Raw genomic sequence first — 26493 nt, 5'->3', positions numbered from 1 at the left:
GGGGGAGCTGATGACGAGAGTTTGGATCGTTGCGATTATAGCTGTTTGTTTTTCTTGCGAAGCCGTTTGGGCGTCGGCGTCCGACCCTGCGCCGGCGGCTGCTGCTGCCGCATCCGGGCTGGTTGATCTCAACCTGGCGAGCAAGGAGCAGTTGATGACCCTGCCTGGGATCGGCGAGGAGGAGGCCGGCAAGATCATCGACGGGCGGCCTTACAGCGAGAAGACGGAGCTCTTGCGGAAAAAAATCCTCCCGTCCTCGTTGCTGTATCGCATCATCGACAAGCTCACCATCAACTTCAAGGCCTTCAACGAGGTCGGCAAGGCAAAGGAAAAAGAGACCTTCCTCGCGGAGATGCGCAGCAGCAAGACGATCAGGACGGTTAAGACCGCCTCGGGTCTTTCTTACCAGGATCTGAAGGCGGGGCACGGGGCGAAGGTCGTAAACGGCAAAAAGGTCCGGGTGCAGTATACCGGGTGGCTTCAGGACGGCACCAAGTTCGACAGCTCCCTGGACCGCAACAAACCCATCACCTTCACGCTCGGCAAGGGAGAGGTGATCCGCGGCTGGGATGAGGGTATCCAGACGATGAGGGCGGGCGGCAAGCGCAGGCTCATCATCCCTCCGGTGCTCGCCTACGGAGACAAGGGGAGCGGCGGCAAGATCCCGCCAAAAGCCACTTTGGTCTTTGACGTCGAAGTCCTGGACGTCGAACCCTAAACTAAGAGATCTGCAACAGGTTCCCCATGAAAGCATCATCCTGCTCGCCGAAAAACTACCGCAAGAACCTGATCTGGTTTTTGCTGGTTTCCCTCGGTTCCCTGATCCCTGCAGGCTGCTACCTGGCCGCCGGCCGAACGCTGGTCTGGCGCGACACGGCCAAGTTGTTCCTGCCGGTACGCTCCCTTGTTGTCCAGGCGCTGCGCAACTGCCAACTCCCCCTGTGGAATCCACACGAAGCCCTGGGGATACCGCTCTTCGCCCAGATGATGCACGGTGTTTTACACCCGTTCTCCCTACTGGGCGCCTTCTTGTTCCCTGATGCCGGGATGGACTTCTTCATAGTCGGCCATTTCTGGTTGGCCACCCTGGGCGCCGCCGTGCTGGCACGAACCCTCGGGGGCTCGTTCGGCGCCTCCGGCGTAGCCGGTTTCGCCTACGGGCTGTCCGGCTATACCCTCGGGATGAGTTCGATCGTGCAGTACCTTAGCGCCGCCGCGGTGGTCCCCTGGATGCTGGCGGCCTTCCGACTGGCGGGTGAGGGGCGCCGCTTCGGGGTGCCGGCTGCAGCGCTCGCCCTGGCCGTGCAGTGGTTTGCCGGCGACCCGCAGTGGGCGGGTATTGCCGTTGCCCTCGCCCTGGCTCTCGCGGCGGACGCGGCTGCATGGGCCGGACTGAAGCGCGCCGCAGCCGCCGCTCTTCTCGGTACCGTTGTCGCTGCCGTTCAGCTTCTTCCTACGCTCTCCTTTTTGAAGGAAGCCTCCCGTGGGGCTGGGGTAGATGCTTTGGACAAGGTGCAGTGGGCTTTCGCCCCGTGGCGCACTCTCGAGTTGTTCGCACCGGGGTTCTTCGGCAGTGTAAGTTCCGGCGCGGAGAAATGGCCGGTCTTCATGTGGCTTGGGGGACTGACGCGCAGCGGTTTCGAGATTCCCTTCGTCCCCAGTGTCTACGTAGGAAGCACGGTCCTGGCTCTTGCTGCTGCTGGGATCTCGCGGCAGCGTCTCAGCCGGATCCTTTGCGTCGCCGCCTTGCTGCTGTTCTGGCTGGCCCTTGGGTGCAACGCCGGTGCGGACTCGGTCGGCGCCTTCCTGCCGGTCTGGAACAAGTTCCGCTACGCCGAAAAGATGATTGGCCCCTTCACGCTCTGCCTCGCGCTTCTCGCCGCCTTCGGGGTGGACCGTTTGTCGCGGCGCCCCGGCGTGAAATGGAGTCTGGCCGTGGCGGCAGCGGCGTCGCTATCCCTTGTGGCGGCACTCGCCTTATCGAACTGGACCGGGTTCGAGGCAGGTTTTTCCGACCCCTCCGTCCGCATCGCCGCAATCAAGGCACGTCAAAACCTTGCCGTCGGGCTCTTGCATTCCGGGGCGGGGCTTGCCGTTTTGGCGGGAATCATCGAAATCTGCCGGCGCCGGGGAGGTGAACGCGGCTGGTTTCCAGCTGCGTGCGCCTTCGTGGTTCTGCTGCAACTCGCCCTTGCTTCCGGATTCGCGTTGCACCCTGGGCGACCCGATGCGCGCGACGAGGCGCCTTTGGCTCAGCTTAAAAAGGGGGGAGAGCAGGTTCGCATCCTCACTCCGATCGAGGAGAACTTTCTCTATCCTCACGACCTGGATGACAATGACGCCCAGGTGGCCGTGCAGTCACACATGGGGGAGCCGGCTTTCAACGTCTCGTCCCGCATCGACCAGTTCAACACGTACACGGGGCTGGTGCCTGAGCGTTTTCATCTGCTCACCCTCGGCATGTCACAGCAGTTGGGGGAACAGGCGGTGCTCGCCCTGCGGCGCTACGGCATCACCCATGCCGTCATAAAAGATCCGTATACCCCGCGGGAGCTTCAGGTCGCACAGCTATCGAGCGCCGGAGGCGTAAAAGTACTGGAAGATGCACGCTGGGGGTTCAGCGCCTGGCAGGTGCCGCATCGTCCCTGGGCTTTCTTCGCGACACGCGTGCAGACGGCGCCAGACGCCGGCCAGGCGCTGAACCGGGTGATCGAGAGCGCGGGTCGAAACGACGCCACAGTGGTGCTGGAAGGGGCGCCGGGAGTGGGAGAGACCGCTCCAGGCAGGGTGCTCGCCAGTGAGCGGGGCGGTGATTATCTGAGGATAGAGGCAACCTGCGAAGGTAGCGGCGTGCTCGTCGTCAACGACACCTTCTGGGACGGTTGGCAGGCAACACTCGACGGGCGCGAGGTGCCGCTTTGGCGTGCGGACTACCTGGTGCGGGCCGTGCCCTGGCCCGCGGGAAGGCATGTGCTCGAAATGCGCTACGCGCCGGGGGAGGTGAGGGTCGGGTGGGCGCTTACCCTTTGCGGAGCGGGGGCTCTGCTTGCGCTGCTGTTTTGGGAGTGGCGCTACGGCCGGAGCGAAAAAACGGGGTCAGCGTAGCAGGTTGTACTTCAGGATGCACTTGAGCGCGGCAACCCCGTCCTTCCAACCGATTTTCTTCCCTTCCTTGTAGGTCCTGCCGGAGTAGGAGATGCCGACTTCGTAGATGCGCACATTCATCTTGGCGATCTTCGCGGTGATTTCGGGCTCAAAGCCGAAACGGTTTTCCTCGATGGTGATGTTTTCCAAGACCTCTCGCCGGAACACCTTATAGCAGGTTTCCATGTCGGTGAGGTTCATATTAGTCATCATGTTGGAGAGAAGGGTGAGGAACTTGTTGCCCAGCATGTGCCAGAAGAACAGGACTCTGCGATACTCACCGGTGACGAACCTGGAACCGTACACGACATCGGCCTTACCCTCCCGTATTGGCTGGGTCAGCTTGACGTACTCCTGGGGGTCGTATTCAAGGTCGGCGTCCTGGATGATCACGATGTCTCCGAGCACATTCCGGAATCCGGTCCTGAGCGCGGCTCCCTTCCCCATATTCCGCTCGTGCAGCAGCACCCGGGTGGAGGGGCCGGCAAGTTCGTTCAGGATGTCGCGGGTGCCGTCGGTTGAATAGTCGTCCACAAGGATGATCTCCTTGTCCATAGGCACAGCCTGCACGGCGGCATGAATGGCTCTGATGGTTTCCTTTTCGTTGTAAATCGGAATGACGACCGACAGTTTCATGGGAACGGGCTCCTTGCAATTTGATGTCGCGCCTAGCGGATGCCCGTTGCTGAAGCGTCTAAAGGTGGCACGGCAGGCGCGGGAAGCATCATACTGCATAAGAGCTCGGCAAGGGAAGCACTTTTCATTGGAGCCCCGGTTGGTTGCCGGGGCGGTAAACACTTGCCTGTTGCTGACGCCTTGAGGTACATTGAGCGCTGCCGTGGATGAGATGGATTTCTTATGAAAGGGAGATGAACATGCCGGACACATGCAATGTCTGCGGCGGGTCTCTGCATCCCCTGATGCCCCAAGTGCCGGATCCTATGACCGGTGAACGGTTTGCCATCGCGACCTGTTCCCGCTGCGAACTGGGGCATACCCTGCCGCAACCTCATGACTTGACTCACTATTACACGGCGCAGTATTACGGCAAACGGCACGGGGCTACCGGCGGCTATTGCACGGCGCGTCGCCTGAGGCTCGTACGGCGGGCCCATCTAGGCAACCCTGGCAGACTGCTGGATATCGGCTGCGGCGACGGCTCTTTTTTGGTGGCGGCCCGTGCCGCAGGCTGGCAGGTGGCCGGCACCGAGCTGAACCCCGTTCCCGCCCGCGCGGCGGGGTTCGACGTCCGCGAAGCCGTTGAGGAGTACGGAGGGGCCTCGCAGTTTGACTGCATCACCATGTGGCACACGCTGGAGCACATGCGCGACATTCCGTCCATGCTGTCGCAGGTGGCGAGACTCCTCAAACCAAAGGGACGACTGATCGTCGCGGTTCCTGATTTCGGGGGGCTGCAGGCCCGGCTCTTCGGTCCTGCCTGGCTCCATGCCGACGTGCCGAGGCACCTTTATCATTTCAACCGAAAGGCGCTGGAATGCAGCCTTGCCGTTGCAGGCCTGACTCCTTACACCTGGCGTCACCAGGAATTCGAGTACGACCTGCTCGGATGGTCGCAGAGCGCGCTGAATCGGCTTCAGAAAAAGCCAAACCTCTTCTTTTACCTGCTCACCGGTAAGCGGTGCGACGCGGGACTGGCGAGCCGTTTCTTCGCCATGGTCGCTGGCACCTTCCTTACCTTCTTGTCTCTCCCGGCTCTTGCCGTGAGCACAATGCTCGGGCGCGGCGGCACCTTGATCGTAGTCGCCGGCCGGGCCCAATCGCCACAGGAACAAACAAAATGACCGAGGCAACTATCGGCACCCGCCGCCCAAGCAGGCGGCTTTGGCTCCCTCTCCTGGTTCTGACTGCGGCGACGCTGCTGGTCTACTCAGTCAGCTTCTTCAACGGTTTCGTTCTCGACGACGAGATGATCATCGTGAACAACCCGCAAACGCTCAGCCTGCGTAACGTGCCCGACGTGCTGTTCGCGCCCGACCTGGTCAAGCCTTACTACCGTCCGCTGAACCGAGCCACCTACCTGTTCGACTACCAGGTCGCCGGGATGAACCCGGTCTGGTATCACGGCGTGAACATCGTCATACACCTTGGAAACGCGCTGCTTCTTTATCTGATCTGCCGGCGCCTCTTGTCGGACCGATGGGCCGCGCTTGCCGTAGGACTGCTCTTCGCTGTGCACCCGGCGAACAGCGAGGCGGTGAACTGGGTCTCCGCACGCAACACCCTAATGGCGCTCTTCTTCAGCCTCGCTTCTCTTCTGGCTTATCTGGAGGGGAGGCTGAAAGGAAAGACGCTGCTGGTCGCCTCCCCTTTACTTTACTTCTGCGGCCTGCTCAGCAAGGAGACGGGGCTCATGATGTCCGCCGTTTTCTTCGTGCTCACCTTTTTCCCCTTGCAGGAGGGGGAGCCGCGGCTTTCTTGGAAGGACCGCATTATCCTGCTTTCCCCGTACTTCATCCTCACCCTGGTGTACTTCGGGATGCGCTTTTATTCGCTGCAGGGGGTCGTAGGCACCCCGGTCCCAGCTTCGGGGGTGCTGGAGCGATTGGCCCAGAACTACCACATCATCCCGCAGTACCTGGCCCTGCTTCTCTACCCGGCGGACCTCACCCTGTTCCACAAGGTGCCAAATGGCGGGCTTTTCTCCCCTTTCTGGCACCTCGCTGCCATGCTTTTCCTGACCTGGATGGTCTGGCTCGCGTTGCGCAGCCGCAACCGCGTCGCGCTTTTCGGTCTTGTCTGGTTCGCGATCAACTACGCTCCCATCTCCAATATCGTACCCATCCCGAGCGAGCAGATCACCGAGCGGTATCTCTACATGCCCGCCGTCGGGTTTTTCTTCGGTCTCGGCGCCGTGCTCTCCTGGATCTTGGCGCTGGCAACCCCGCGCTTTGCCAAGGCGGCGGTCGTGGTTATCCTCGTCGCCGCCTCGGCGGTCACCGTGCACCGCAATCTCGACTGGCGCAGCGGTCTGTCGCTTTTCTCCAGCGGCGTGCGCAACGATCCCGAGTCTCCGGGCGCCCACTACAACCTTGGGACCGCCTACATGGAAAACGGCGACTTGGCCTCGGCCCGGCGCGAATGGGAGCGGACCCTCGCGCTCAACCCAAAGCATGCCGAGGCCATGATGCAGATGGGGACGTTGGCGGCCATCGGCGGGGATCTTCGCACCGCCGAGACCTACTACCTTGCTGCCCTGCAGGCCCCTTCCGGCGAGACGGACCCGAATAAGTCCATGGCCCACCTGAACCTAGGCAAGATCTGCGAGAAAAGGGGGGACCTGAAGCAGGCGCTGCAGCACTACCGACTGTTCATGAAGGCGGCTCCCGTTACCTACATCGAGTACAAGGGGGATACCCTACGCAGGATCAAGCTTCTGGAGCAAAAGCTAATCGCCGAGGGCGCCACCAGCCATAGACCGCCGGGGCCGGCGGTCGGCCTTACCGACATCGAATCTCTATAAGCAGCAAAGTGGAGCACATGAAGCGTGCGGCGATCCTCATAGCATCACTGGCGACACTGGCCGTCATCCGGCCGGGTGCCTGCCACGCCATAGTAGGGGGGACTCTCGTCGGCAGCGACGAGCCCTTCCGGAAAAGCCTGGTCGGCATAGTCAACCCTGCCGCCGATGCGGTCTGTACCGGTATCCTCGTGCGCAAGGATGCGGTCCTCACCGCCGCCCACTGCTTCGACGGTTCCCGTGACCCCGAGAAGTACCTTGCTGTTTTCGGCACAAACCTGTTGCCCGGACACGGCGGCCGCGTCCTGCACGTTTCCTCAATCAAGGTGCCTGAGCAGTACGTCCCCGAACTGAACCGGGAGCAGAGTAACTTCGACATCGCCATCGTGCGACTCGCGGAACCCGCCCCTCCGGGTTACCTCCCGGCGGAGTTCGCAGAAGAAAGCGACTATGGCATTTCCGAAGGAGACAGCTTCCTAGCCGCCGGCTACGGGGTCTCGAAGTTTCTTCGCAACGACCCGGGGGTGCTGCGCAAACTGGTGCTGCCCGGGGCGAAACTCGCCGTCAAGAAAGAGGGGCGCTTGATAGAGCTGCAGCATGTGGGAGCAGGCCCCTGCAGCGGCGACTCGGGGAGCCCTCTCTTCAAGACCACGCCGGACGCTTCCGGCAAAGAGCGCTACCTTGTCATGGGAGTTCAGTCCCAGGCGGTCCAGCGTGCAGCCGACGGTCGATTCGAATACGGCATCTGCGAGGATATCGGCCTTTACACGAATCTTAAACCCTACCGCCCATGGATCGAGCGGACTCTCGCTCCCTGATGGAGACGCGCCTATGCTGAAAAACGATGCGAAGAAAACGATCCTTCTTGCAGTTATCCTCGTCGTCGCCACCCTCGCGGTCTTTGCCAAGACCGCCGGCAACGATTTCATAAACTTCGACGACCCCGGTTACGTCACGAAGAATCCTGTGGTCCAGCAAGGACTCAGCGCCGCCGGCTTCTCCTGGGCGTTCACCGCTACCGCCATGTCGAACTGGCACCCTCTCACCTGGCTGTCCCACATGCTCGACGTACAACTTTTCGGCTTGCACCCTGCCGGGCATCATCTGATGAACGTCGCGATCCATGCCGCGGCGGCGCTCCTTTTGTTCCTGTTCCTGGTCCGGGCCGTCGGAGGTGTCTGGCTCGGCTTCTCCGTTGCCGCGCTCTTCGCCCTCCATCCGCTTCACGTGGAGTCGGTTGCCTGGGTTGCCGAGCGCAAGGACGTGCTGAGCTGCCTACTCATGCTGGTGTCGCTTCATTTTTGGGTTAGCTATGTGAAAAGACCGGGTCCGCGTCCGTACCTAGGCGCCCTGCTCACCTTCGTGGCGGGGCTGATGGCGAAGCCGATGCTGGTGACCCTTCCCGTGGTACTTCTTTTGCTAGATTACTGGCCCTTTCGCCGTCTGTTCTCCGAGGTGGAAACGGGCGGGGCAGGTGTCGGCACCGCGAGGGTTACAACGCTTGTCGTGCTGGTGAAGGAGAAGATCCCCTTTTTCCTTTTCTCCGCGCTCTCCTCCATCATCACCATCTACGGACAGCAACATGGCGGGGCGATGGCGACCCTGGCCAAAGCCCCCGTCTATCTGCGCGTGGAGAATTCTCTGGTCGCCTGCGCGAAGTACCTCGGGCTCATGTTCTGGCCCCGGGGGCTCGCAATCCTGTACCCCTTCCCGCAGTCGGTACCATTGTGGCAGCCGGTCGCAGCTGCGCTCATGCTTGCGATGCTCACCGCGGTTGTTTTTATCCTGCGCCGCCGCTACCCGTACCTGGCCACCGGCTGGTTGTGGTACCTGGTGACGCTGCTCCCCGTGATCGGCTTGATCCAGGTTGGTGGACAGTCCATGGCGGACCGCTACACCTACATCCCATTGATTGGGATTTTCCTCGCCATCTGCTGTCTCGTCGCCGACCTGACTAAAGGGTGGCACGTGCAGCGAGCGTTTCTTTTCGCAGCCGGAGCCGTGTCACTCACCGCGCTGACCACGGTGAGCATCCGGCAACTGGACTACTGGAAGGACAGCATCGCCATCTGCCGCCGTGCCCTCGCGGTCACCCATGACAACTACCTCATCACCAACAACTACGGCATTGCCCTGGATGCGAGGGGGGATCTCGCCGGGGCCTACCGGCAGTTCCAGGAAACCCTGCGCATCAATCCTCGCTCCTCCATTGCTTACAGCAACCTGGGTGCGCTCAGCGTCCGCTGGGGGAAGTACCAGGACGGACTGATGTATTATGACAAAGCCCTGGAGATTACGCCCAACAGCGCCATCGCTATGGAAGGGATGGGGAAGGCCTTGGCGGGGCTTGGCCGCGGCGAAGAGGCCATTGCCAAGTTAAGGCAGGCCCTTGCCATTGACCCCAGGCTTCCAGAGGTCCACCTGGCGCTCGCCGCCGAGCTTACCAAGGCTGGCCGCCCGGAGGAGGCGCTCGAGCACGAGGAGGCGGCCCGGCAGTTGGCGCCGCTTTCTTCGCAGACGGCGATCAACCTGGGAGTGACGCTCGCGAAACAGGGACGCCTGGCGGAGGCGCTCGATTCGTTCAACCGTGCCGTCGCCATCGATCCGGCCTCGGTGGAGGCCCATTTCAACAGGGGGGTCGCCCTGGCGGGGTTGGGGCGTCCTGACGAGGCTGCCCTGGAATTCAACCGGGTTCTCGCCATCCGTCCCGACACAGTAGCGGCCCGCAATTGGCTGGAGAGGATCGGCAGGAAGTAACGGCTGGCTAAGACAGCTCTGTGGTTGACACCGGGAGGATGTCGGCTTAGACTCCGCAGCTGGTTCGCGCGGAGATTACACCTGAGAAGGGAACGGTTATGGATTACACACTATCTCGCTTAGCACGGTCCTTAAGGACGGCGGTGTCGCTGCTGTTACTTGGCGCGGCACCTTCGCTGGCTGCGGACGTCAACGCCGCCTATCTCTTCAACCTGTCGGACTTCGACGGGATCATCCCATACAACGCCGCCAGGACTTTCGTGGATGAGGCGCGCGGCGAGGTCTACGTCTCCACCAGTGGCGGGCTGGATATCTACAACCCCAGCGGCATGCTGACCTTCCACGTCGACTACGACCGCGAACTGGGCGGAGTGTATGACGCTGCACTCGACGACAGTGGGAACATCCTGCTGCTGACCAACAAGAAAGGGGACTATGGCATCGTCACCTGCAATTATCGCGGCGAGCCGCTTTCTTCGGTACCGTTGCGGCATGTCCCCCCCGATTTCGCCGAAGCTCGCCCCGGCCGCATGATCGTGCGCCACGGTGAGATCTACCTTGTGGACCAGGGCGGTATGTTTGTCGTCGTCGTGGATGCGGACGGTGAATTCATCAGGGGCTACGATCTCGGGGCAATGATGCGTGTGTCCGACGATCACCGTCCCGACGCAGGGTTGGGGGGCTTCACCGTCGACCGCGACGGACACATGCTCTTCGTCGCGTCCTCGTACGGCAAAGCATGCCGCGGTACTCTCGATGGCGAATTGGCTGTTTTTGGCAAAAGGGGGAGTTCCGCGGGCAAGTTCGGCGTCCCCGGGGGAATCGCCTCGGACCGCAACGGCAATCTGCTCATTACCGACAAACTGCGCGCTGTGATCATGATCTACAACAAGGAGTTCCAATTCGTTAAAGAGTTCGGTTACCGCGGCACCCAGCCCGGTAATGTTATCGTACCCAGCGAGATCACTGTGGACCCCGTGCGCAACCGTGTCTATGTCAGCCAGATGAGGCGTCGGGGCGTGAATATCTATCAGTTGAGCTACGGCGACTGATATCCCCGACTTTTAGCCGTTTCAACACGAACAAGCCCCGCCTTGCAAAAGGCGGGGCTTGTTCTGTTTTGGGATGCAGCGGTTGTCGGTAGGCGCGGTCCCAGCAGATGGGGCGCTGCCCGGGACGGTGGTATGGCTGGGGGGCGGCGAAATAGCCGGTGGCTTCCGGCCAAAGCACGGGTAAAACGCGGGGTCGGCCGTGAGGATGAAATGCCCCCTTGCGCTAAATAGTTGAAAGTAAACGGAAGACATTTTTTTTTTACGCTTGGCATGTGACGTGCTATATGGATGACAAAGTCGGTCAAGCAGCAAAGTTTCGAGTAGCACCATGTAATGCAGTTGAAATCTCACTGGCAGTACAAACTAAAAAGGAGAGAAAAATGAAACTGACCAAGATTCTCGCAACAACAGCAGTCCTCAGTCTTGCTACCGCTGGTAGCGCCCTTGCTTTCCACTCCGGCGGCGTCGCCGAGTGCGAAGGTTGCCACTCCATGCACAACTCGTTCGAAGGTGCAGCGAACGTGACCGGTATGACTCAGTACCAGTCCGGCCCGTACCTCCTGAAAGCTCAGGATCAGTCCGGCGCCTGCCTTAACTGCCATGAGTCTGCAGACACCGCACCGACCGGCTACCACATCTCCACCGCAGGTGTAACCCCGAACAACAGCTCCGCTCCGGTCGAAATGACCCCCGGCGGCGACTTCGCCTGGCTGAAGAAATCCATGACGGGCTCCATCCGCGGCAAGGCAACTACCTGGGAAGGCGATCGCCACGGCCACAACGTCATCGCTACCGACTTCGGCTACACCGCTGACAAAGTCCTGACCGCGGCTCCTGGCGGCACCTACCCGGCAGGCAATCTGGCCTGCTCCTCCTGCCATGATCCCCACGGCAAGTACCGTCGTCTTGCTGACGGCTCCCAGGCCACGACCGGCGCGCCGATCTTCAACTCCGGTTCCTACACCAACAGCAAAGACCCGATCACCGGCGTCTCCGCAGTCGGCGTGTACCGTCTCCTTGCCGGCGCAGGCTACCAGCCGAAGTCCCTCGCTGGCTCCTTCGCCTTCACCAACCCGTCCCCGGACGCAGTCGCTCCGAGCAGCTACAACGGCGTCAACACCACCATCGCTGGTACGTTTGACAAGGTCGCTTACGGTCAGGGCATGTCCGAGTGGTGTGCTAACTGCCACACCGCTATGCACAACAGCACCTTTACCTCCGGTGCGAGCGGCACGGTTCACCCGGCTGGCAACGGCGCCAAGCTGACCGCCGCTATCGCTGGTAACTACAATGCCTACGTTTCTTCCGGCATCGCCGGCACCCCGGCTGCCAATGGCTACAGCGCCCTGGCACCGTTCGAAGTAGGCATGACCGATCGCACCCCGGCTTCCTACACCGCACTGAAGGCGTTCCAGGCCGCTCCCGCTGCCGCCAGCACCAGCAACAACGTGCTCTGCCTCTCCTGCCACCGCGCTCACGCTTCCGGCTTCGAGAGCATGGCCCGCTACTACCTGGGCAACGAGTTCATGACCGTCGCTGACGCAACCAACGCCGCAGTATACGACAGCAGCACCACCGAGGCCAAAATCAACACCGGCTACGACGTCACCCAGCAGACCAACGCTTACAACGGCCGTCCGGCTACCCTCTTCGGACCGTATGCTCGTGACTACTGCAACAAGTGCCACGCTAAAGACTAGTACTTCAGTCTGACACTCTGTCATGCCATGAAGGGCCGGCTCAATGCCGGCCCTTTTTTTGCCTTTTCTTTACCATAATCCTTTGACTTTGGGGCGCGTTGCAGCTAGCATAGCGTCGCGTCTCGGTTCCGGTCCGGCCGTCGGTGACCGGGGGCTGTTTGTGCAGATGGAATGTTAATTGCAAAAAGTAAGCGCTCCCCTAGGTCGCCGTGCTGAACCTTTGCCGACCGGCCGGGTCAGCTTGTCCTTCTTTTCAGTCCTCGCTGCCTTGCAAAAAACAGCAAAATCGCTACTTCCCCGGGTTACGGCAGGGGAGGCTGGGGTAGCACCGTGGATCGGGATCTCGCCATTCCCTCATGTGACCTTGGTCTTATGGCGGAGGCAGTGGGGCGACATGCCGTCAAAAGACGTAAGGCTGTTGCGTGGGGGGCTTGATCCATGCTTTTCAACCTGAGGTCACTCTTGAGGATATCCAAACTTTTCGCCTTGCTTCTCTTCGGTGCGGTCTGCGGCGCTCTTATATCTTCCCACCCGGCTCTAGGGTTTCATTCCGGCGGGGTAGGTGAGTGCGAAGGGTGCCATACCATGCACAACTCCAAGGAAGGGACCAACGTGGGCGCCGGCGGTGCGGCACTGCTCAAGGGAAGCGATGCGACCTCCACATGTCTTCTATGCCACCAGGCGAGCAACCTCACCGGCCCGACTACCTTCCACGTCAGCACCCCCGACGGCGAGATCCTGGCGGGCGCCCCGCCCAAACAGCTGAGCCCCGGAGGTGACTTCGCCTGGCTCAAGAAGACCTTCACCTGGTATCCGGATATGGTGTCACCGCTCAACACCAGCCCTGGCGAACGCCATGGCCACAACGTGGTCTCGCTGGATTTCGGATACCAACCGGACGGTACCAACCTTACCGCGCCCGGAGGGGTTTATCCTTCCCAGTCGCTTTCATGCATCAGTTGCCATGATCCGCATGGCAAGTACCGCCGTAACCTGGATGGCACCGTCACCACGGAAGGACGCCCCATTAAGTCCTCGGGCTCGTTCGATGTCAGTCCCGCACCGGACGGTCAGACTTCGGTCGGTTCCTATCGGATGCTGGCCGGCTCAGGCTACGCCCCCAAGGGGGTTGGCGGCTCCCTGGCATTTGTGTACCCCCCGCCGGTCGCGTTGGCGCCGTTGACCGCCAACCGTTCCGAAGCGACTTCCCAAACCCGCGTGGCCTACGGCTCCGGGATGTCGGACTGGTGCCGGAACTGCCATACCGGTAACATCCACAACGGCAGCTTCGGCTTTCAGCATCCCACCTCGGGATCCGCCTCCGGAAGTTCCACTGGTACGCTCGATGCCGTGATGACCGCCTACTACGACAGTTACGTCAAGACCGGCGACCTGACGGGAACACAAGCCACAGCGTACATCTCCCTGGTTCCATTTGAAATCGGCACCAGCAGCTATTACGTGATGCAGAGCATCCTGGGGAATACCCCGACCAAGGGGCCGGACAGCGCGGACGGCACACCTTCGGTCATGTGTCTTTCCTGCCACCGTGCTCACGCGAGCGCCTGGGACAGGGGCGCCAGGTGGAATACGAACACGGCGCAAATCGAACGTAACGGCAAGTATTCCGAAGAGGGGGCGCTCTACCAGCCCTACGGACAGGGGCGCACCGAGGCCGAGGCGCTGCAGGGATACTACCAGATACCCGAAACGAGGTTCGACCCCAACCAGCAGAAGCTTTGCTACAAGTGTCACTCGACGCTGCCGCAATGATCCGTGCATGCAGCGGCGGCTCTGCCCACATCCGGAAAGCCTTTCGCCTGGAGAGATGAGAATGCCTATCAAGACGTTTGCGATACTTCTGATTCTTCTGCTCTGTGGCGCCTGCACATCGCAGGTGACCAGGCTTAAGCCGGTGCCGACCGAAGACGGTGAAGTCTACCTGTACGCGCAGCCGCTGCCGCAAGAGGCGACAGGCCTGCGTTTCCGCCTCAAACAAGTGATCGCGGTAAAAGGAGACGGCGCCGAGGTGCCGCTCACCGTGATGCTCCCGGACTTGAGGCCCGGAACTTCTGACCGGCAGCGGCTGCTGGCGCACGGCTTTCTGCCTCCCGGCCAGTATCAGGGTTTTTACTTCCAGGCGGAACAGGCGTTTTTGGCTGGGGAAAAGGGCGAGAACGAGTTGGCCATCGACGAGAAGCGGGAGCTGCAGGTATTCCCTTTCACAGTGAAGCGTAGACAGGCGGATCTTTTTTCCCTGTCCTTCAAGGTGGGGGAGTCACTGCGGAGAGTTCAAGGGTTCATGCCTATCTTCGTCCTCGGCACTTTGCCTAAACCATTGACGAACCTGACCGGCTATGTCACCAATTATGCCGCCGGCGATATCACCGTTTTCGACAAAAGATCGGGCGAAGCTCTAGATGTCATAGCGACGGGGCGCGCGCCTAAGACCGTCGTATTCGATAAGGAGCAGTTGCGGGCCTACGTGGTAGCCTCGGCGGACGATGCCATCGAAGTCATTGACATCCGGTCCGGCCAGCCTGTCAACACCATACGCCTCAACAACGGCGACCAGCCCAGCGACGCGCTCCTCACCCCCGACCGGGCGACGCTGATGGTGGTCAACCAGGGCACCAACTCGGTGAGCTTCATCGACCCCAACTCCAATTTCGAGTCGACCCGGGTCAAGGTGGGCAACAGCCCGGCTAGTATAATCCTCGACCCCCAAGGCAAAAGGGCGTACGTCTTCAACACCCTATCCAGCAATTTTTCCGTGCTGGATGTAAATGCGCGGGTGGTCCTTGCCACCGTGTCGACCGAGTCTGTGCCGGTCCGGGGCGATTTCAACAGGCAGGGGGACAAACTCTATGTCTTTCACCAGTGGTCTCCCACCTTGCTGGTTTACGATACCGCGTCCCTGACTGTGCTGAAGAGGATTTACACTGGGCTCGGGGTGAGCGCCATCAAGGTAGACCGCGCCACCGATCGCCTGTACGTGGCCAAAAAAGACAGCGCCATTATCGAGATCTATGATCCTTTTTCCCTGATACCGATCGATTTCCTTGAAGCGGGAGGTTGGGCGTCTTACATGCTCATAGACGCGGATGAAAACAACCTTTTGTTGGTGCTGCCGGAGAAGAACGCCCTTCAGAGCATCAACCTGATTAGCAAGAAAAACCGTTTTCTTATGGACACCGGCAGCGCACCCAACTGGTCTGCCATAATGGGCGCGAGGTAACCGGGAGTGCTGATTCGTAGTCAGAAAGTGACGACGGTGTCCCCGGTGGTGAAGAACGGAGTGCCCTTGGCGCTGGTCTTGACGCTGTTGGCAGCGCCCGGTGCTGCCCTTGCCGATGGCATTAGCGGCTTCCTGGAGTATGGCTTCGGCAGCGCCAACAACAAGGCCCGAGACATATCGGGGGCAACCTCCAACAGCAGTAGCAGCAACTTCCTGCAACGCTACAACCTCGTTTTCGACAGGTCACTGTACCCGTCTTTGCAGCTCAAGGGGGGGGGACTTTTTGAACAAACCACCCAACATGGCAGTTTCGAAGGGCGGGACAGCAGGTCGACCGCGGAGCGCCTCAGCCCATATCTGGAACTGAGCCTTAGAAACCCTTTTGTCGGTTCAGGCATCGGCTACAGGCGCAGGGAGGACATGTCCAGCGCCAACGGCGTCTCCGCTCCCAAGGAAATTCAAGATATCTACACCTTCGATTTCGGGCTCAACCCGTCGGACCTGCCCACGCTGTCCTTCAATTACGGGCACAGGGATCTGTACGACGAAAACCGCGTCATGCAGAATATCTCGCTCGACGACTTCACTTGGTCCAGCAACTACAGATCGTCGCAGGGACTCGAACTTAACTACAGCGGCGGCTACAGCTTGATGCAAGACCATCTGCTCCAGTCGGAGAACACCTTGCTCAATAACGCCGTACGCGCCGCCTATGCGGGTAAGCTGCCGTGGAAGCAGGTAACCTACCAGACCAGCTACAACTTCAATATACAGAATTCGCAAATCTCCTCTAAGGGCGACAGCGGTGCGACCGGCTACCTTCCCCAGGTTGGACAGCTGTTGTCTCTAATCACCGGCAACGTGAGTCCGACGGTTACCGAGGGGCAGTTGCAGGGCTTCCAGTCTCTCAACCTGGTCCTCCCCCAGGTGGGGGGGGACCAGGTTGCCACCCAGAACAACATCGGGATGTCCTTCGCCTCGGATACCGACGTGAGCACCCTCTTCCTGGCAGTGAGCTCGACGACGTTAAGCGGGACGAACCCAAGCGTCGGCAGCCTCGAAGGCTACCGGAGGCTCTTCACCTGGCAGCTTTACACCAGCAAGGACGGGATCAACTGGTCCATCCCGTCCGGGGTCACGCTGGAGGTTCGCGCCGGCAGCAACCCGGCCGCTCCGGGCTCCGACCAGACCGGTTTCGTTTTCACCTTCCCTGTGGTGCGAACCAGGTACATCAAGATTGTCGAAACGCCGGTCAAGTTGACGGCGCCGTTTCCCGTGGACATCAACCAGGACAGTATCATGGCCAAGAGCCTGCAGGCTTTCACTGTCCTGCAGGCGGCCCCAGGTAAATCCGCTTCTTCCAGCAGTTCCGGCGGTATTTTCAACTTCAACGCCAGGGCGCTGCTTTCGCCCAACGTCTCCTATGACCTCGGGCTGGTCTTTGCCCACAGCAAGACGGACCAGGCGTCGCTCAGCACGACCACGCTGGTCAATAACGGGCTTTCCCTGGTCTACCGCGTCAGCGACGCCGCCTCCCTGAACAGCCGTCTGACCGAAGAGTTCAGCCTCGACCCTGAAGGCAAAATCAGGAACACGCTGACCTACAACGCGGCCTTTTCGCTGATGTCGCTGCCGACCCTGACGCACTCGCTGGTCTATGGCGGCAGGACCGAGTTCGCCGAGGGGGGGACGGTGATCAACAACTCGATATTCCTGAACAACTCGGCCCAGCTCTACCAGGGGCTCTCATCCGTCCTCGCCGCAGGGTACAGCACCACCAGCCGGTCCACCGGCGAGGTGTCGGACGCGGTCACCTTCACCTTCGGCGCAGATATCGTGCCGAACAGGTACGTGACTGTGAGCCTCAGCTACCAGGACCAGACCGGGCTGCAAAGCGGTGGCGGGAAGCCCGACAGCAAAACGTATACGCGAACCGCAACGGCGAATGCGACCTATCGACCCTTCGATGCTCTCTATCTTACCGGCGGATACGGCCTGACGATGCAAAACGACAGGGCTAACGTCACGCTCCAAAATTACAGCATCGGCTGGGCCCCGTTCCGAGACGGCGATTTGCAGTTCGCATTCGGGTATAGCGAAGTTCTCGACTCCACAGGCAACCAGAAGACGAAAAGCGTGGCGCCCAGCCTCAGGTGGAATATCCGCCCGGGCGCCAGCCTGGATACATCCTACAGCGTCCAGCAGACGACAAGCGATTTGTCCGGCTCAACCGATACTAGAGCCTTCAGCGCCCAATTGCGGATAACACTCTAGCCTTATAGGAGCTCCACAATATGACAAACCCTAGAAAGATGAGAGCATGGAACCTCGTACTCTGCATGCTGCTGGCAGTGGCGCTGCTGCTCCCCGGCTGCGGCGGCAAAACCGGTGTTTACCTGGACTCCACCATGGACTTCGGTGCGGTGCGCTCCGTGGCCGTCATGCCGCTTGCCAACCTTACCAGGGAGCAACAGGCAGCGGACAGGGTCCGTGACGTCTTCAGCACGGCGCTCATGGCCAGCAGCGGCATCTACGTGACCCCCCCCGGTGAAGTCATGCGCGGCATCGTCAATTCCGGCATCGCCAACCCCAGTAGCCCCACAGCTGACGAGGTGGTCAAGTTCTGCAAGGCGACCAAGACAGACGCCGTTTTTACCGGGGTGATCCGTGAATATGGTGACCTGCGGTCTGGGACCGCCACAGCCAACGTTCTTTCGATGAGCATGCAGATGATCGAAGGGCAGACAGGTAAGGTCATCTGGTCGGGGGACTCAACCCAGGGGGGGATCAGCATTAGTGACCGCCTGTTGGGAGGCGGCGGCCAGCCGCTCAACGTCATCACGGAAAAGGCGGTTTATGATCTCCTGGGCAAACTTTTTTAGAAAGGTCGCCATCCTGGCGTCGGCCGCCCTGATCTGCCTGCCAGGGTGTGCTGCCCACCAAGTCGCACAACCGGCAGGTTCCGCGACCCCTCCCGGGTTCACGTTTGTCGTTTTCCCTGTCGACAACCTGACCGGAGCCTATGCCCCTACCAGGGAATTCGGCAAGGCGTGGCTTAGTAAGCTTCAGGAGTTCGAGATTCCCTTGATCACCGATGCGACGCGGGAAAAGATCCTGACTGAGCACCGGATACGGTCTGTCTCGGGGGTCGATTCCGTCTCTGCGAAAGCCTTCCGGGAGGAGGCCGGCGCTGGCGCCATATTCATCACCTCCCTGGAATATTATCGCGAGATGTATCCGCCCAAGCTTGCCGTGACCGTGAGAGTTGTCTCGACCGAGGAGACGCCGAGGATCCTCTGGATGGACAGCGTCGGCATGGCAGGGGACGATGCCCCTGGCTTGCTCGACCTGGGCCTCATCAAGGATTACGAGACGCTACAGGAACTGGCTTTGCGGCATTTGGCCGATTCCTTCGGCAACTGGCTTGACGAGCAGCGGCGTTACGTCTCTGACGGCGCTGTTGAGCGGCGCTTTAGTCCCAAACTGATGTACAACCAATCACCCATGCGGGAGGCGGAAAAAGCGACGGTAGCCGTCGTGCCCCTGTACAACGCAAGCCAAAGAAAACGCTCAGGCGAGATAATGCAGCTCCATTTCATCCGCCAGTTGCTCGCGACCGGGAGCGTCGAACCCATCGAGCCCGGCGTTGTCCGGGAGAAGATGCTCAGTTCCCGCATGATCATGCGCGAAGGCATCTCGGCGAGGGATGTTGACATCCTCACCTATATCCTTGGGGCTGACTATGTCCTTTCGGGGACGGTGTTCGACTATTACGATCCGCAAGGCGGCAACGGAACCCCTGTGGTCGACTTCACCACCTTGCTGATGCGGAAGTCCGACCGCAAGGTCGTGTTCAAATCCAAGAGTTCGAATATGGGGACAGACGGCGTTTACTTTTTCGACCGGGGCAAACAGAACAATGCCGCTGTCATGGCTGAGGAGATGGCGCGCAGCGTGGTACTGAACATGGTGCGGGCGAGATAGGTCAAACAGCTTTCCGCCGGGAGGACAGGGGCGTTTTTGAGGTTGCTATTCGTTCCGAATTTATCTAGATTGATCGTCGTTTGGAGTCATACGTTACTCAACCAAAGGAAAGTGAGGAGCAATGAAAGCTAAGTTACTTACTACTGGAACCGTTGCAGTTATGGCCGGCATGGTATTGTGCATGGAAGTCCCGGGCTTCGCATCTGAGCAGCCCGCACCTCAGGCAGTCGCGCAACCGGTTCAGACCCCCGAGCCGAAAGGCGCAACCCCGGAAGCCGGCACAGCTGGTACGGCTAAAACGGAATCGGTTGCAGTCACAAAGCCGGTTAGCGACGAGGCCAGGGCCGACGGGGTCTACATCCACCTGAAGGCACCGTTTTACTCCCCACTTTTCTTCGATGTGCCTCTAGCCTCAGTGAACGACGAGAAAATCACCTTGGGGGACCTGCAAAAAGCCCTGATGTCCTTGCATGAAAAGATGACCGAGGAGAAGGAAGTCTCGGCGAAGAAAAATTTCATGGAGCCGCTGGAGCGCCTGATCAACGTCAAGCTCGTGGTGCAAGAAGCGAAAAACATGGAGCTCGACCAGCAGGCTGAAATAAAGAGCAACCTCGAAAAGTTCGCGGATCAGCAACTGAGGCAGGTTCTTTTCCTTGAAAGGGTGAAGGACATCAAGCCGGACGAGAAGAAGGTCCAAAAGGAATACCGCGACGCGATCAAGGAAATGAAGCTTAAAAGCGTGATGTTCCTGAAGGAGAAGGACGCCAAGGCCTTCCTCGAGGAAATTAAGCACGGCAAGAAATTTGAGGAGCTGCGCGACAAGGTCCTGAAGGAAGGAAGGGCTGAAGCGGTAGGGCAGGACGAACGGCAGTTCGCCACCAATGCAGCCCTGGGGCCCATCGTCAGCGCGGAGCTCGCCGACGTCAAAGCCGGGGCCGTCAGCCCCATCATCGAGATCACGAACGGCTTCATCATCGCCAAGGTCGAGGAAATCCGCTATATCGATAATCCAGAGGCCCTGGAGCAGGCACGCAGCAAGGTGCTCAGCCAGATGAAGCTCGACAGCCTGAAGGGGTACAAGGCCGAACTCGTCAAGAAGTACGCGAAGGAAAACACCAAACTGGTTAACTCCCTTGATTTCGAGGCCAAGAAGCCGGGGTTCGAGAAATTTCTCACGGACAAGCGGGTGGTTATGTCCATCAAGGGGGAGGAACCGATTCGCGTCAGAGACCTGGCCGATGCTCTGAACTCCAAGTTTTTCCACGGCATCGAGAATGCGATCAAGGAGAAGAAGCTCAATAGGGAAAAACTGCTGGCGCTCGACGAACTCGAGTCGGTGCGGGTCTTCAAAAAGGAAGCCCTGGAGAAGAGGCTGGACAAGTCTGAAGAGTATCTGAAGAGGATCGAGGACCACAAGACTTCGGTGCTGTTCGGGGCCTTTATAGAAAAGGTTGTCAAACCCGACGTCACCTTCACGGTGACCCAGGTCAAGGACTATTACGAGAAGCATCTTTCGGATTACGCAGGGCCGGAAACCTTTCAGATAGCCGGCATCGCCTTCACCAAGGAGGGGGATGCACAGAAAGCGATCGACAAGTTGAGGGAGGGAGTGGATTTCGCCTGGCTAAAAAACAACGCGGACGGCCAGGTGGCTAAGAACGCGCGTGGCCTGCTCCAGTTCAACGATGAGGCACTTACGCTGCAGAACATGCCGGAGCAGATGCAGAAGGTGGTGAAAGGCGCCCGCAAAGGAGACTACAGGTTGTATGAAAGCCCGGAAGGGTATGCCTATGCCCTGTTCATCAAGGAGAAAGAAGAGGCGAAACCGCGTCCTTTGGAAGAGGTGAAAGATGAGGTCGGCCAGAAAGTTGCCTGGCTGAACATGACGCAGGATATAGAGAAATGGTTCAAGAAGCTGAGGGAAGCCTATCCCGTGAAGATTTACCTTGAATCGCGGTAATGCCGGATTGGTTAAAATGCCAAAATTAGCCCAAGGGGACGGTATGAAAATGCACGATATGCGTAACGGCAGGAGATTTTTGGTTTTTATGCTGACGGTGCTGCTGGCGGTGATGGTTTCGCTCACCGGTAGCAGGACCGCCCTCGCCGCAAAGGCATTTGTCCGTAAGGATTGTTCGGACTGTCACAAAAAATTCGACGACAAATTTTCCTCCGTCAAGTATGTGCACCCGATGGTGCACGACAAGAAGTGCGAGGACTGCCACCTGCGTCACGGCATTATCCCGAAACTGCTTCTCAAGCACGATGGCAACCAACTCTGCTTGAACTGCCATCCCGCCAACAAGATAGGTTTGACCAAGCCCAAGGTGCATACCCCCATTGTTAAGGGTAAATGTACGACCTGTCACAACCCCCATGGCTCTGATTCCCGTTATTTCATGAAGTCTGCCGGGAAGGAAGCCTGCTTCCAGTGCCATAAGAAATCAGCGTTCGAAAAGAAGGTCGTGCACAAAGTGCTCACCGACAAAGGCTGCAGTGCCTGTCATCTGGCTCACAGCTCGGATTACAACAACCTGCTCTCGTCCGAGGTGCCGAAACTTTGCCTGAACTGCCACGACAAGGGGAGCGCCTCCTTCAAGAAGTCGCACGGCGGCTACCCGGTCGACCAGAAAAACTGCACTGTATGCCACAACCCTCACTCCTCCGATCAACCAAAGCTGCTCAAAGGCAGCGTGCACAACCCTGTTGCCTCCGCCGGTTGCGACGGTTGTCACAACCCGCCCAATTCGGCCAATCCCTTTGCTGTTTCTCTGAAGAAGGGAGAACTGTGCGCCCAGTGCCATGAAAGCGCCACCCTCAAAGGGGGCGGCACCGTCGAGCATATGCCGTTCAAGGAAGGTGACTGTCTGTTGTGCCACAATCCGCATGCTTCCGAACAGACAAAGCTGTTGGTGCAGGAGGGCAACGATCTCTGCAAGGTCTGTCATGCGTCGGAAACGGCATCGCACCTTTTCAAGCACAAGGCTGTGATCGATGGCAAGGGGTGCCTGTCCTGCCACAAACCGCACGCTGCGGCCAAGAAGAAGCTTCTCGTCGCCGAGGGCGCCGACCTGTGCTACTCCTGCCATGCGAAGACCAAAGAGGCGCTGAAAGGTAAGGGCCTGCACGAGCCGTTCTCAGGCGGGGAGTGCAGCAGTTGCCACGATGCGCATGGCTCCAACTTCCCCGGCATGATGAAAGACCGCATGGATACTGTCTGCTTCAATTGCCACAGCGACGCGGAGACAAGGTTCAAGAAGAACTACACTCACAAGCCGGTCCAGGATTCCAACTGTGCTGCCTGTCATAAGCCGCACTCGTCGGACCTGAAGAAGCTCCTAAAGGCTGACGGGGCGCAGTTGTGCACGTCGTGCCACGCGGAGTTCATGAAGCCTGTAAGCCAAGGGGTTAATCACCAGCCCTTCACCGACGGGGACTGCCTTGGCTGCCATGATCCCCATGCCAGCAACATCCAGGGGATGATCACCAGCAACCAAAGCGAACTGTGCGTCACCTGCCACAGCGACCTGAACAAGAACGCCAAGGACGCCAAGAGCAGCCATGCTCCCTTCACCAAGGGGGACTGCACCAAGTGCCACAGCCCGCACAAGGCGAAACTCAACAAGCTCCTTCTTGCGCAGAGCCCCGACCTCTGCGTCAACTGCCACAAGGACATCAAGGAGAAGATCGCCCGGCAAAGGCCCCACCCCCCCGCGCAGAAAGATTGCTCGACCTGCCACCTGCCGCATCTCTCCAAGCAGAAGTCTCTTCTGGTCGAGCCGTTGCAGACGATGTGCGCAGAATGCCATGAAGTCGAAAAACCTTCTTTCGTCAAAGCTCATATAGGCATCAAGGCAGCCGACATGGATTGCATCAGCTGCCATAGCCCGCACGCTTCGAACGATCCCAAGTTTTTCAAAGATGTCGTGCATCCTCCGTTTGCCGGCAGAACGTGCGATGACTGCCACCTAAAACAATAGTCATTTGAGGAGCTTTACAATGATAAATAGACACAAGGTATTGATCCTGTTTGGTGTTATCGGCTCTCTCATGGTCGGCCTCATAGCCAACGCTCAAGATAACACCGCGAAATTCCGGCTTAAACCGGGGGCCTTCGGTAAACTCTGCCAGGATTGCCATACGACCTTCGAGGAGAAGCTGAAGAAGACCTATGTGCACACCCCGGTGAAGAAAGGGGACTGCACCGGGTGCCACAACCCGCACAGCTCGAATTTCAAGAAGCTATTGTCTGCCGACAGTTCCAAGATATGCTCGTCCTGCCATAAAGACCTGTTGTCTGCGAACGCGATAAGCAACCATAAGGTCGTCGTTGAAGGCAACTGCATGAAGTGTCACGACCCGCATTCTTCCGCCATCAAGAACAACCTGCTCAAGGGGGGGAACGAGTTGTGCCTTGAGTGCCACAAGGCATTGAAAAACGCCATCGCGAAGGCGAAGTTCCAACACGCGCCTGTGACGAAGGACTGCACCATCTGCCATGACCCGCACATGTCGGTCAAGGAGGATTTTCTCCTGAAGGACAAAGTAAGTGCGCTGTGCAGCGGTTGCCACAAAACAGACAAGCCTATGTTCATCAAGCGTCACATGAACTACCCCATGGCGAACACACATTGCACCTCCTGTCACGATCCTCACGGCTCTAGCGTGCAGGGGATCCTGTACAACAACGTGCACAAGCCGGTGGCAAGCAAGATGTGCAACCAGTGCCATGAAGACGCCGCATCGCCCAACGCCCTGAAGACCAAACGTCAGGGCGGCGAACTCTGCAAGGGTTGTCACAATGACATGTACAACTCGGCCTTCGGCAAGAACAAGGTCCACTCACCGCTGTTCAGCAAGAAAGGATGCCTGACCTGTCATAACCCGCATGCGGGTAAGGAAAAGGGGTTACTGAAGGAGCCGATGTTGATTGTTTGCGGCAAGTGCCATGCTGACACTATTCAGCGACAGAACAAGTCAGTGACCAAGCATGAGCCGGTGGCTTCTGGAAACTGTACTGCCTGCCACGATCCGCATTCCTCGAACTACCAGTTGCTCGTAAAGCAGGGCTCAGTCATAGACGTGTGCGCCACCTGCCACGACTGGATGAAGCACTCTACGCACCCCATCGGCGATAAGTACAAGGATCCCAGAAACAAGAATGCAACGCTTAACTGTTTGAGTTGCCACCGTTCTCATGGAACCGAGTACAAAGGCCTGATGCCGTTCAATACGGTAAGTGAACTGTGCGTCCAGTGCCACGAAAAATTCCGGAGGTAATTGACATGCGAGCCTTGATATACGCCAACCTTCTGCTTCTGGTCCTGCTGGTGCCGGTCCAGTCTTTTGCCGCTGGGTCACTTAAGCTCCGGTTCCTTACCACCATCAGCGCCGATGACAAGGAGGGGCTCATCAAGAGCCCCGAGGGTATCGCCTGCAACGACCAGTCGGAAGTAGTGGTCGCCGACACCGGCAACGGACGCCTTCTGCGTTACACCTTTCAGGACAGGACCCTCAAGGGGGGGCAGGAGATTAAACTCCCCCAGGTGCAGGTTCCCGTTAAAGTGCAGTTCGGTGCAAAGAACGACATCTTTGTCCTTGACGGCAAGCAGCAGAAGCTTGCACACCTCAACCCTGATGGCAGTTTCGCCGGTTTCGTAACCCCCTATGGCGTGACTAACCCGGATAAGTACGTCATCAAGAGCTTCAAGGTGGACGGCGCTAACAGTGTCTACCTTCTTGACATAGGCGGCGAGCGCGTTTTGCATGTGGCCATGGACGGTAAACTTCTTGGCCAGATACCTTTCCCTGCCGGATTTGGTTTTATAACGGATCTTGCCGTGACCCCTGGCGCTGATGTGATTTTGCTCGATTCGGTTGGCTCCAGGCTGTACGTGGCGAAAAAAGACGCGACGCAGTTCACGCCGCTCACTAAGGACCTGCATGAGTACCTGAATTTCGCTGGTTTCGTGACCACCGCGAGCCGGGGTGGGGAACTGTACCTGCTGGATCAGGATGGAGGTGCAGTCGTGACCATAGGCCCGGATGGCAGCTTTCAGGGGCGCCAGTTGGGTTTGGGCTGGAAAGCCGGCCAACTGTATTACCCCACCCAGATTTGCTTCGACAAAAACGGGAATGTCTTCATAGCCGACCGTGGGAACTCCCGGGTTCAGGTTTTCGAGAGCGCCAAGTAGCGCCTTGGGAGAGCGTCACCTCCATACCACCGGGTGACCTGCCACCCGGACTATTGCATGGCTGAGGAAAGCGACGATGAAGAAATCTCTGCCCGGTTTTGTTCTGTTGGCATCTTCTCTAATCTGTTCCCTTGCAATTGCGGCCGGCAATCTGGAACTGGCCGAAAAAGCCCTGAACGACGGAGACTATGAAACGGCCTTGCAACTCTACAGGGCGGATGGCGGGGCGCAGGCCCTCAATAACATAGGGTTGATGTATTACAGAGGAGATGGTGTCCGGCAGGACAAAGCCGAAGCGGTGCACTGGCTCTTGAAGGCGGCCGTTCTCGGCAATGAGGATGCTCAAGTGAACCTCGGGCAGATGTATAGAACCGGCGACGGCGTGGAGGAGAATCCCGCCGAGGCCGTTAAGTGGTACCGCAAAGCGGGTGCGCAGGGCAATCAGGAGGCGCTGGACGAACTTGAGCGCTTGTACGCCCTCAAAGAAGACATGGAGACCAAATGGTATCGACGTGACGCCGAGCGCGGCATAGTGCGAGCCCAGGTGAATCTGGGTCTGGTCTACTACTTTGGTCAGGATCTTGGGGTGGACAAGCGCGAAGCAGCCCTCTGGTTTAGCAAGGCTGCCCGGCAGGGCGATGCTCAGGCGCAGTACTACTACGGCCTGATGCTTTCTGAAGGTGACGGCATCGATCCGGACGTGGTAGAGGGCGCCAGGTTTTTGCTGCTGGCGGCCAAGGCTGGGCACGCCGATGCGCAGTATCAGATTTCAAAGTGCTACCTGCATGGTAAAGGTGTCGCACGCAACGCTGACGAGGCTGTGGCATGGCTTCGCAAGGCAGCGGCGCAAGGGAACCATAATGCCGCATCTGAACTTCAGTTGCTCGGGAAGTAGGAGAAGGTACCCTCAAAAGCTGAAAAAACATGTGTAAAATTCAGGGAATTC

Annotated in this window: 19 protein-coding genes; 18 read left to right on the top strand and 1 reads right to left on the bottom strand. The window is 59.1% G+C overall.

Features of this window, described 5'->3' with window-relative positions:
- Positions 1 to 10: 10 nt before the first annotated feature.
- The gene (locus GEOBRER4_RS15550) at positions 11 to 718 is read left to right on the top strand and encodes an FKBP-type peptidyl-prolyl cis-trans isomerase (RefSeq protein WP_264177090.1); all 708 of its coding nucleotides are present in this window, start codon (positions 11 to 13) and stop codon (positions 716 to 718) included.
- A gap of 26 nt (positions 719 to 744) precedes the next feature.
- Positions 745 to 3105, top strand: a complete 2361-nt coding sequence (locus GEOBRER4_RS15545; protein ID WP_185243076.1) for a hypothetical protein — start codon at positions 745 to 747, stop codon at positions 3103 to 3105.
- Here GEOBRER4_RS15545 and GEOBRER4_RS15540 read toward each other — a convergent pair.
- Positions 3097 to 3780, bottom strand: a complete 684-nt coding sequence (locus GEOBRER4_RS15540) for a glycosyltransferase family 2 protein (RefSeq protein WP_185243075.1) — start codon at positions 3778 to 3780, stop codon at positions 3097 to 3099. The two genes, GEOBRER4_RS15545 and GEOBRER4_RS15540, sit on opposite strands and share 9 nt — an antisense overlap.
- A gap of 239 nt (positions 3781 to 4019) precedes the next feature.
- Here GEOBRER4_RS15540 and GEOBRER4_RS15535 point away from each other — a divergent pair, with 239 nt between their 5' ends.
- The 16 genes from GEOBRER4_RS15535 (at position 4020) to GEOBRER4_RS15460 (ending at position 26442) form a co-directional block, all read left to right on the top strand.
- Positions 4020 to 4946 carry a class I SAM-dependent methyltransferase gene (locus GEOBRER4_RS15535; RefSeq protein ID WP_185243074.1) on the top strand — a complete coding sequence of 309 codons (927 nt, stop codon included), beginning with the start codon at positions 4020 to 4022 and terminating at the stop codon, positions 4944 to 4946.
- Positions 4943 to 6625, top strand: a complete 1683-nt coding sequence (locus tag GEOBRER4_RS15530; RefSeq protein WP_185243073.1) for a tetratricopeptide repeat protein — start codon at positions 4943 to 4945, stop codon at positions 6623 to 6625. Before GEOBRER4_RS15535 ends, GEOBRER4_RS15530 begins: the two co-directional genes overlap by 4 nt.
- A 17-nt stretch (positions 6626 to 6642) precedes the next feature.
- On the top strand, positions 6643 to 7440 hold the full coding sequence (locus GEOBRER4_RS15525; protein WP_185243072.1) for a S1 family peptidase: 798 nt from the start codon (positions 6643 to 6645) through the stop codon (positions 7438 to 7440).
- Between the two features lie 13 nt (positions 7441 to 7453).
- On the top strand, positions 7454 to 9379 hold the full coding sequence (locus tag GEOBRER4_RS15520) for a tetratricopeptide repeat protein (RefSeq protein ID WP_185243071.1): 1926 nt from the start codon (positions 7454 to 7456) through the stop codon (positions 9377 to 9379).
- Between the two features lie 98 nt (positions 9380 to 9477).
- Positions 9478 to 10431 carry an NHL repeat-containing protein gene (locus GEOBRER4_RS15515; RefSeq protein WP_185243070.1) on the top strand — a complete coding sequence of 318 codons (954 nt, stop codon included), beginning with the start codon at positions 9478 to 9480 and terminating at the stop codon, positions 10429 to 10431.
- A 380-nt stretch (positions 10432 to 10811) separates the two neighbouring features.
- Entirely contained in the window at positions 10812 to 12131 is a 1320-nt protein-coding gene (locus GEOBRER4_RS15510; protein ID WP_185243069.1) for a cytochrome C, read from the top strand.
- Between the two features lie 462 nt (positions 12132 to 12593).
- The gene (locus GEOBRER4_RS15505; protein ID WP_226377807.1) at positions 12594 to 13904 is read left to right on the top strand and encodes a cytochrome C; all 1311 of its coding nucleotides are present in this window, start codon (positions 12594 to 12596) and stop codon (positions 13902 to 13904) included.
- 61 nt (positions 13905 to 13965) lie between these two features.
- Positions 13966 to 15369 (top strand): YncE family protein, encoded by a 1404-nt coding sequence (locus tag GEOBRER4_RS15500; RefSeq protein ID WP_185243068.1) that lies wholly within the window; start codon positions 13966 to 13968, stop codon positions 15367 to 15369.
- 66 nt (positions 15370 to 15435) lie between these two features.
- Positions 15436 to 17643: a hypothetical protein gene (locus GEOBRER4_RS15495; protein ID WP_185243067.1), complete on the top strand. Its 2208-nt coding sequence runs from the start codon at positions 15436 to 15438 to the stop codon at positions 17641 to 17643.
- Positions 17644 to 17663: 20 nt separating this feature from the next.
- Positions 17664 to 18251 (top strand): GNA1162 family protein, encoded by a 588-nt coding sequence (locus GEOBRER4_RS15490; protein ID WP_185243066.1) that lies wholly within the window; start codon positions 17664 to 17666, stop codon positions 18249 to 18251.
- Positions 18226 to 19353, top strand: a complete 1128-nt coding sequence (locus GEOBRER4_RS15485) for a hypothetical protein (RefSeq protein ID WP_185243065.1) — start codon at positions 18226 to 18228, stop codon at positions 19351 to 19353. The genes GEOBRER4_RS15490 and GEOBRER4_RS15485 overlap by 26 nt, the downstream gene beginning before the upstream one ends.
- Positions 19354 to 19474: 121 nt before the next feature.
- A complete protein-coding gene (locus tag GEOBRER4_RS15480) occupies positions 19475 to 21313 on the top strand; it encodes a peptidyl-prolyl cis-trans isomerase (RefSeq protein WP_185243064.1) in 1839 nt (612 codons plus the stop codon).
- An 88-nt stretch (positions 21314 to 21401) separates the two neighbouring features.
- On the top strand, positions 21402 to 23333 hold the full coding sequence (locus GEOBRER4_RS15475) for a cytochrome c3 family protein (RefSeq protein ID WP_226377806.1): 1932 nt from the start codon (positions 21402 to 21404) through the stop codon (positions 23331 to 23333).
- A gap of 19 nt (positions 23334 to 23352) precedes the next feature.
- Positions 23353 to 24633, top strand: a complete 1281-nt coding sequence (locus GEOBRER4_RS15470) for a cytochrome c3 family protein (RefSeq protein WP_185243062.1) — start codon at positions 23353 to 23355, stop codon at positions 24631 to 24633.
- A gap of 5 nt (positions 24634 to 24638) precedes the next feature.
- Positions 24639 to 25547 (top strand): NHL repeat-containing protein, encoded by a 909-nt coding sequence (locus GEOBRER4_RS15465; RefSeq protein WP_185243061.1) that lies wholly within the window; start codon positions 24639 to 24641, stop codon positions 25545 to 25547.
- A gap of 76 nt (positions 25548 to 25623) precedes the next feature.
- Positions 25624 to 26442 carry a tetratricopeptide repeat protein gene (locus tag GEOBRER4_RS15460; protein ID WP_185243060.1) on the top strand — a complete coding sequence of 273 codons (819 nt, stop codon included), beginning with the start codon at positions 25624 to 25626 and terminating at the stop codon, positions 26440 to 26442.
- Positions 26443 to 26493: the final 51 nt, after the last annotated feature.

This window comes from Citrifermentans bremense, from assembly GCF_014218275.1.
Taxonomy (GTDB): domain Bacteria; phylum Desulfobacterota; class Desulfuromonadia; order Geobacterales; family Geobacteraceae; genus Geomonas; species Geomonas pelophila.
This window is presented reverse-complemented; position numbering and strand designations above follow the sequence as displayed.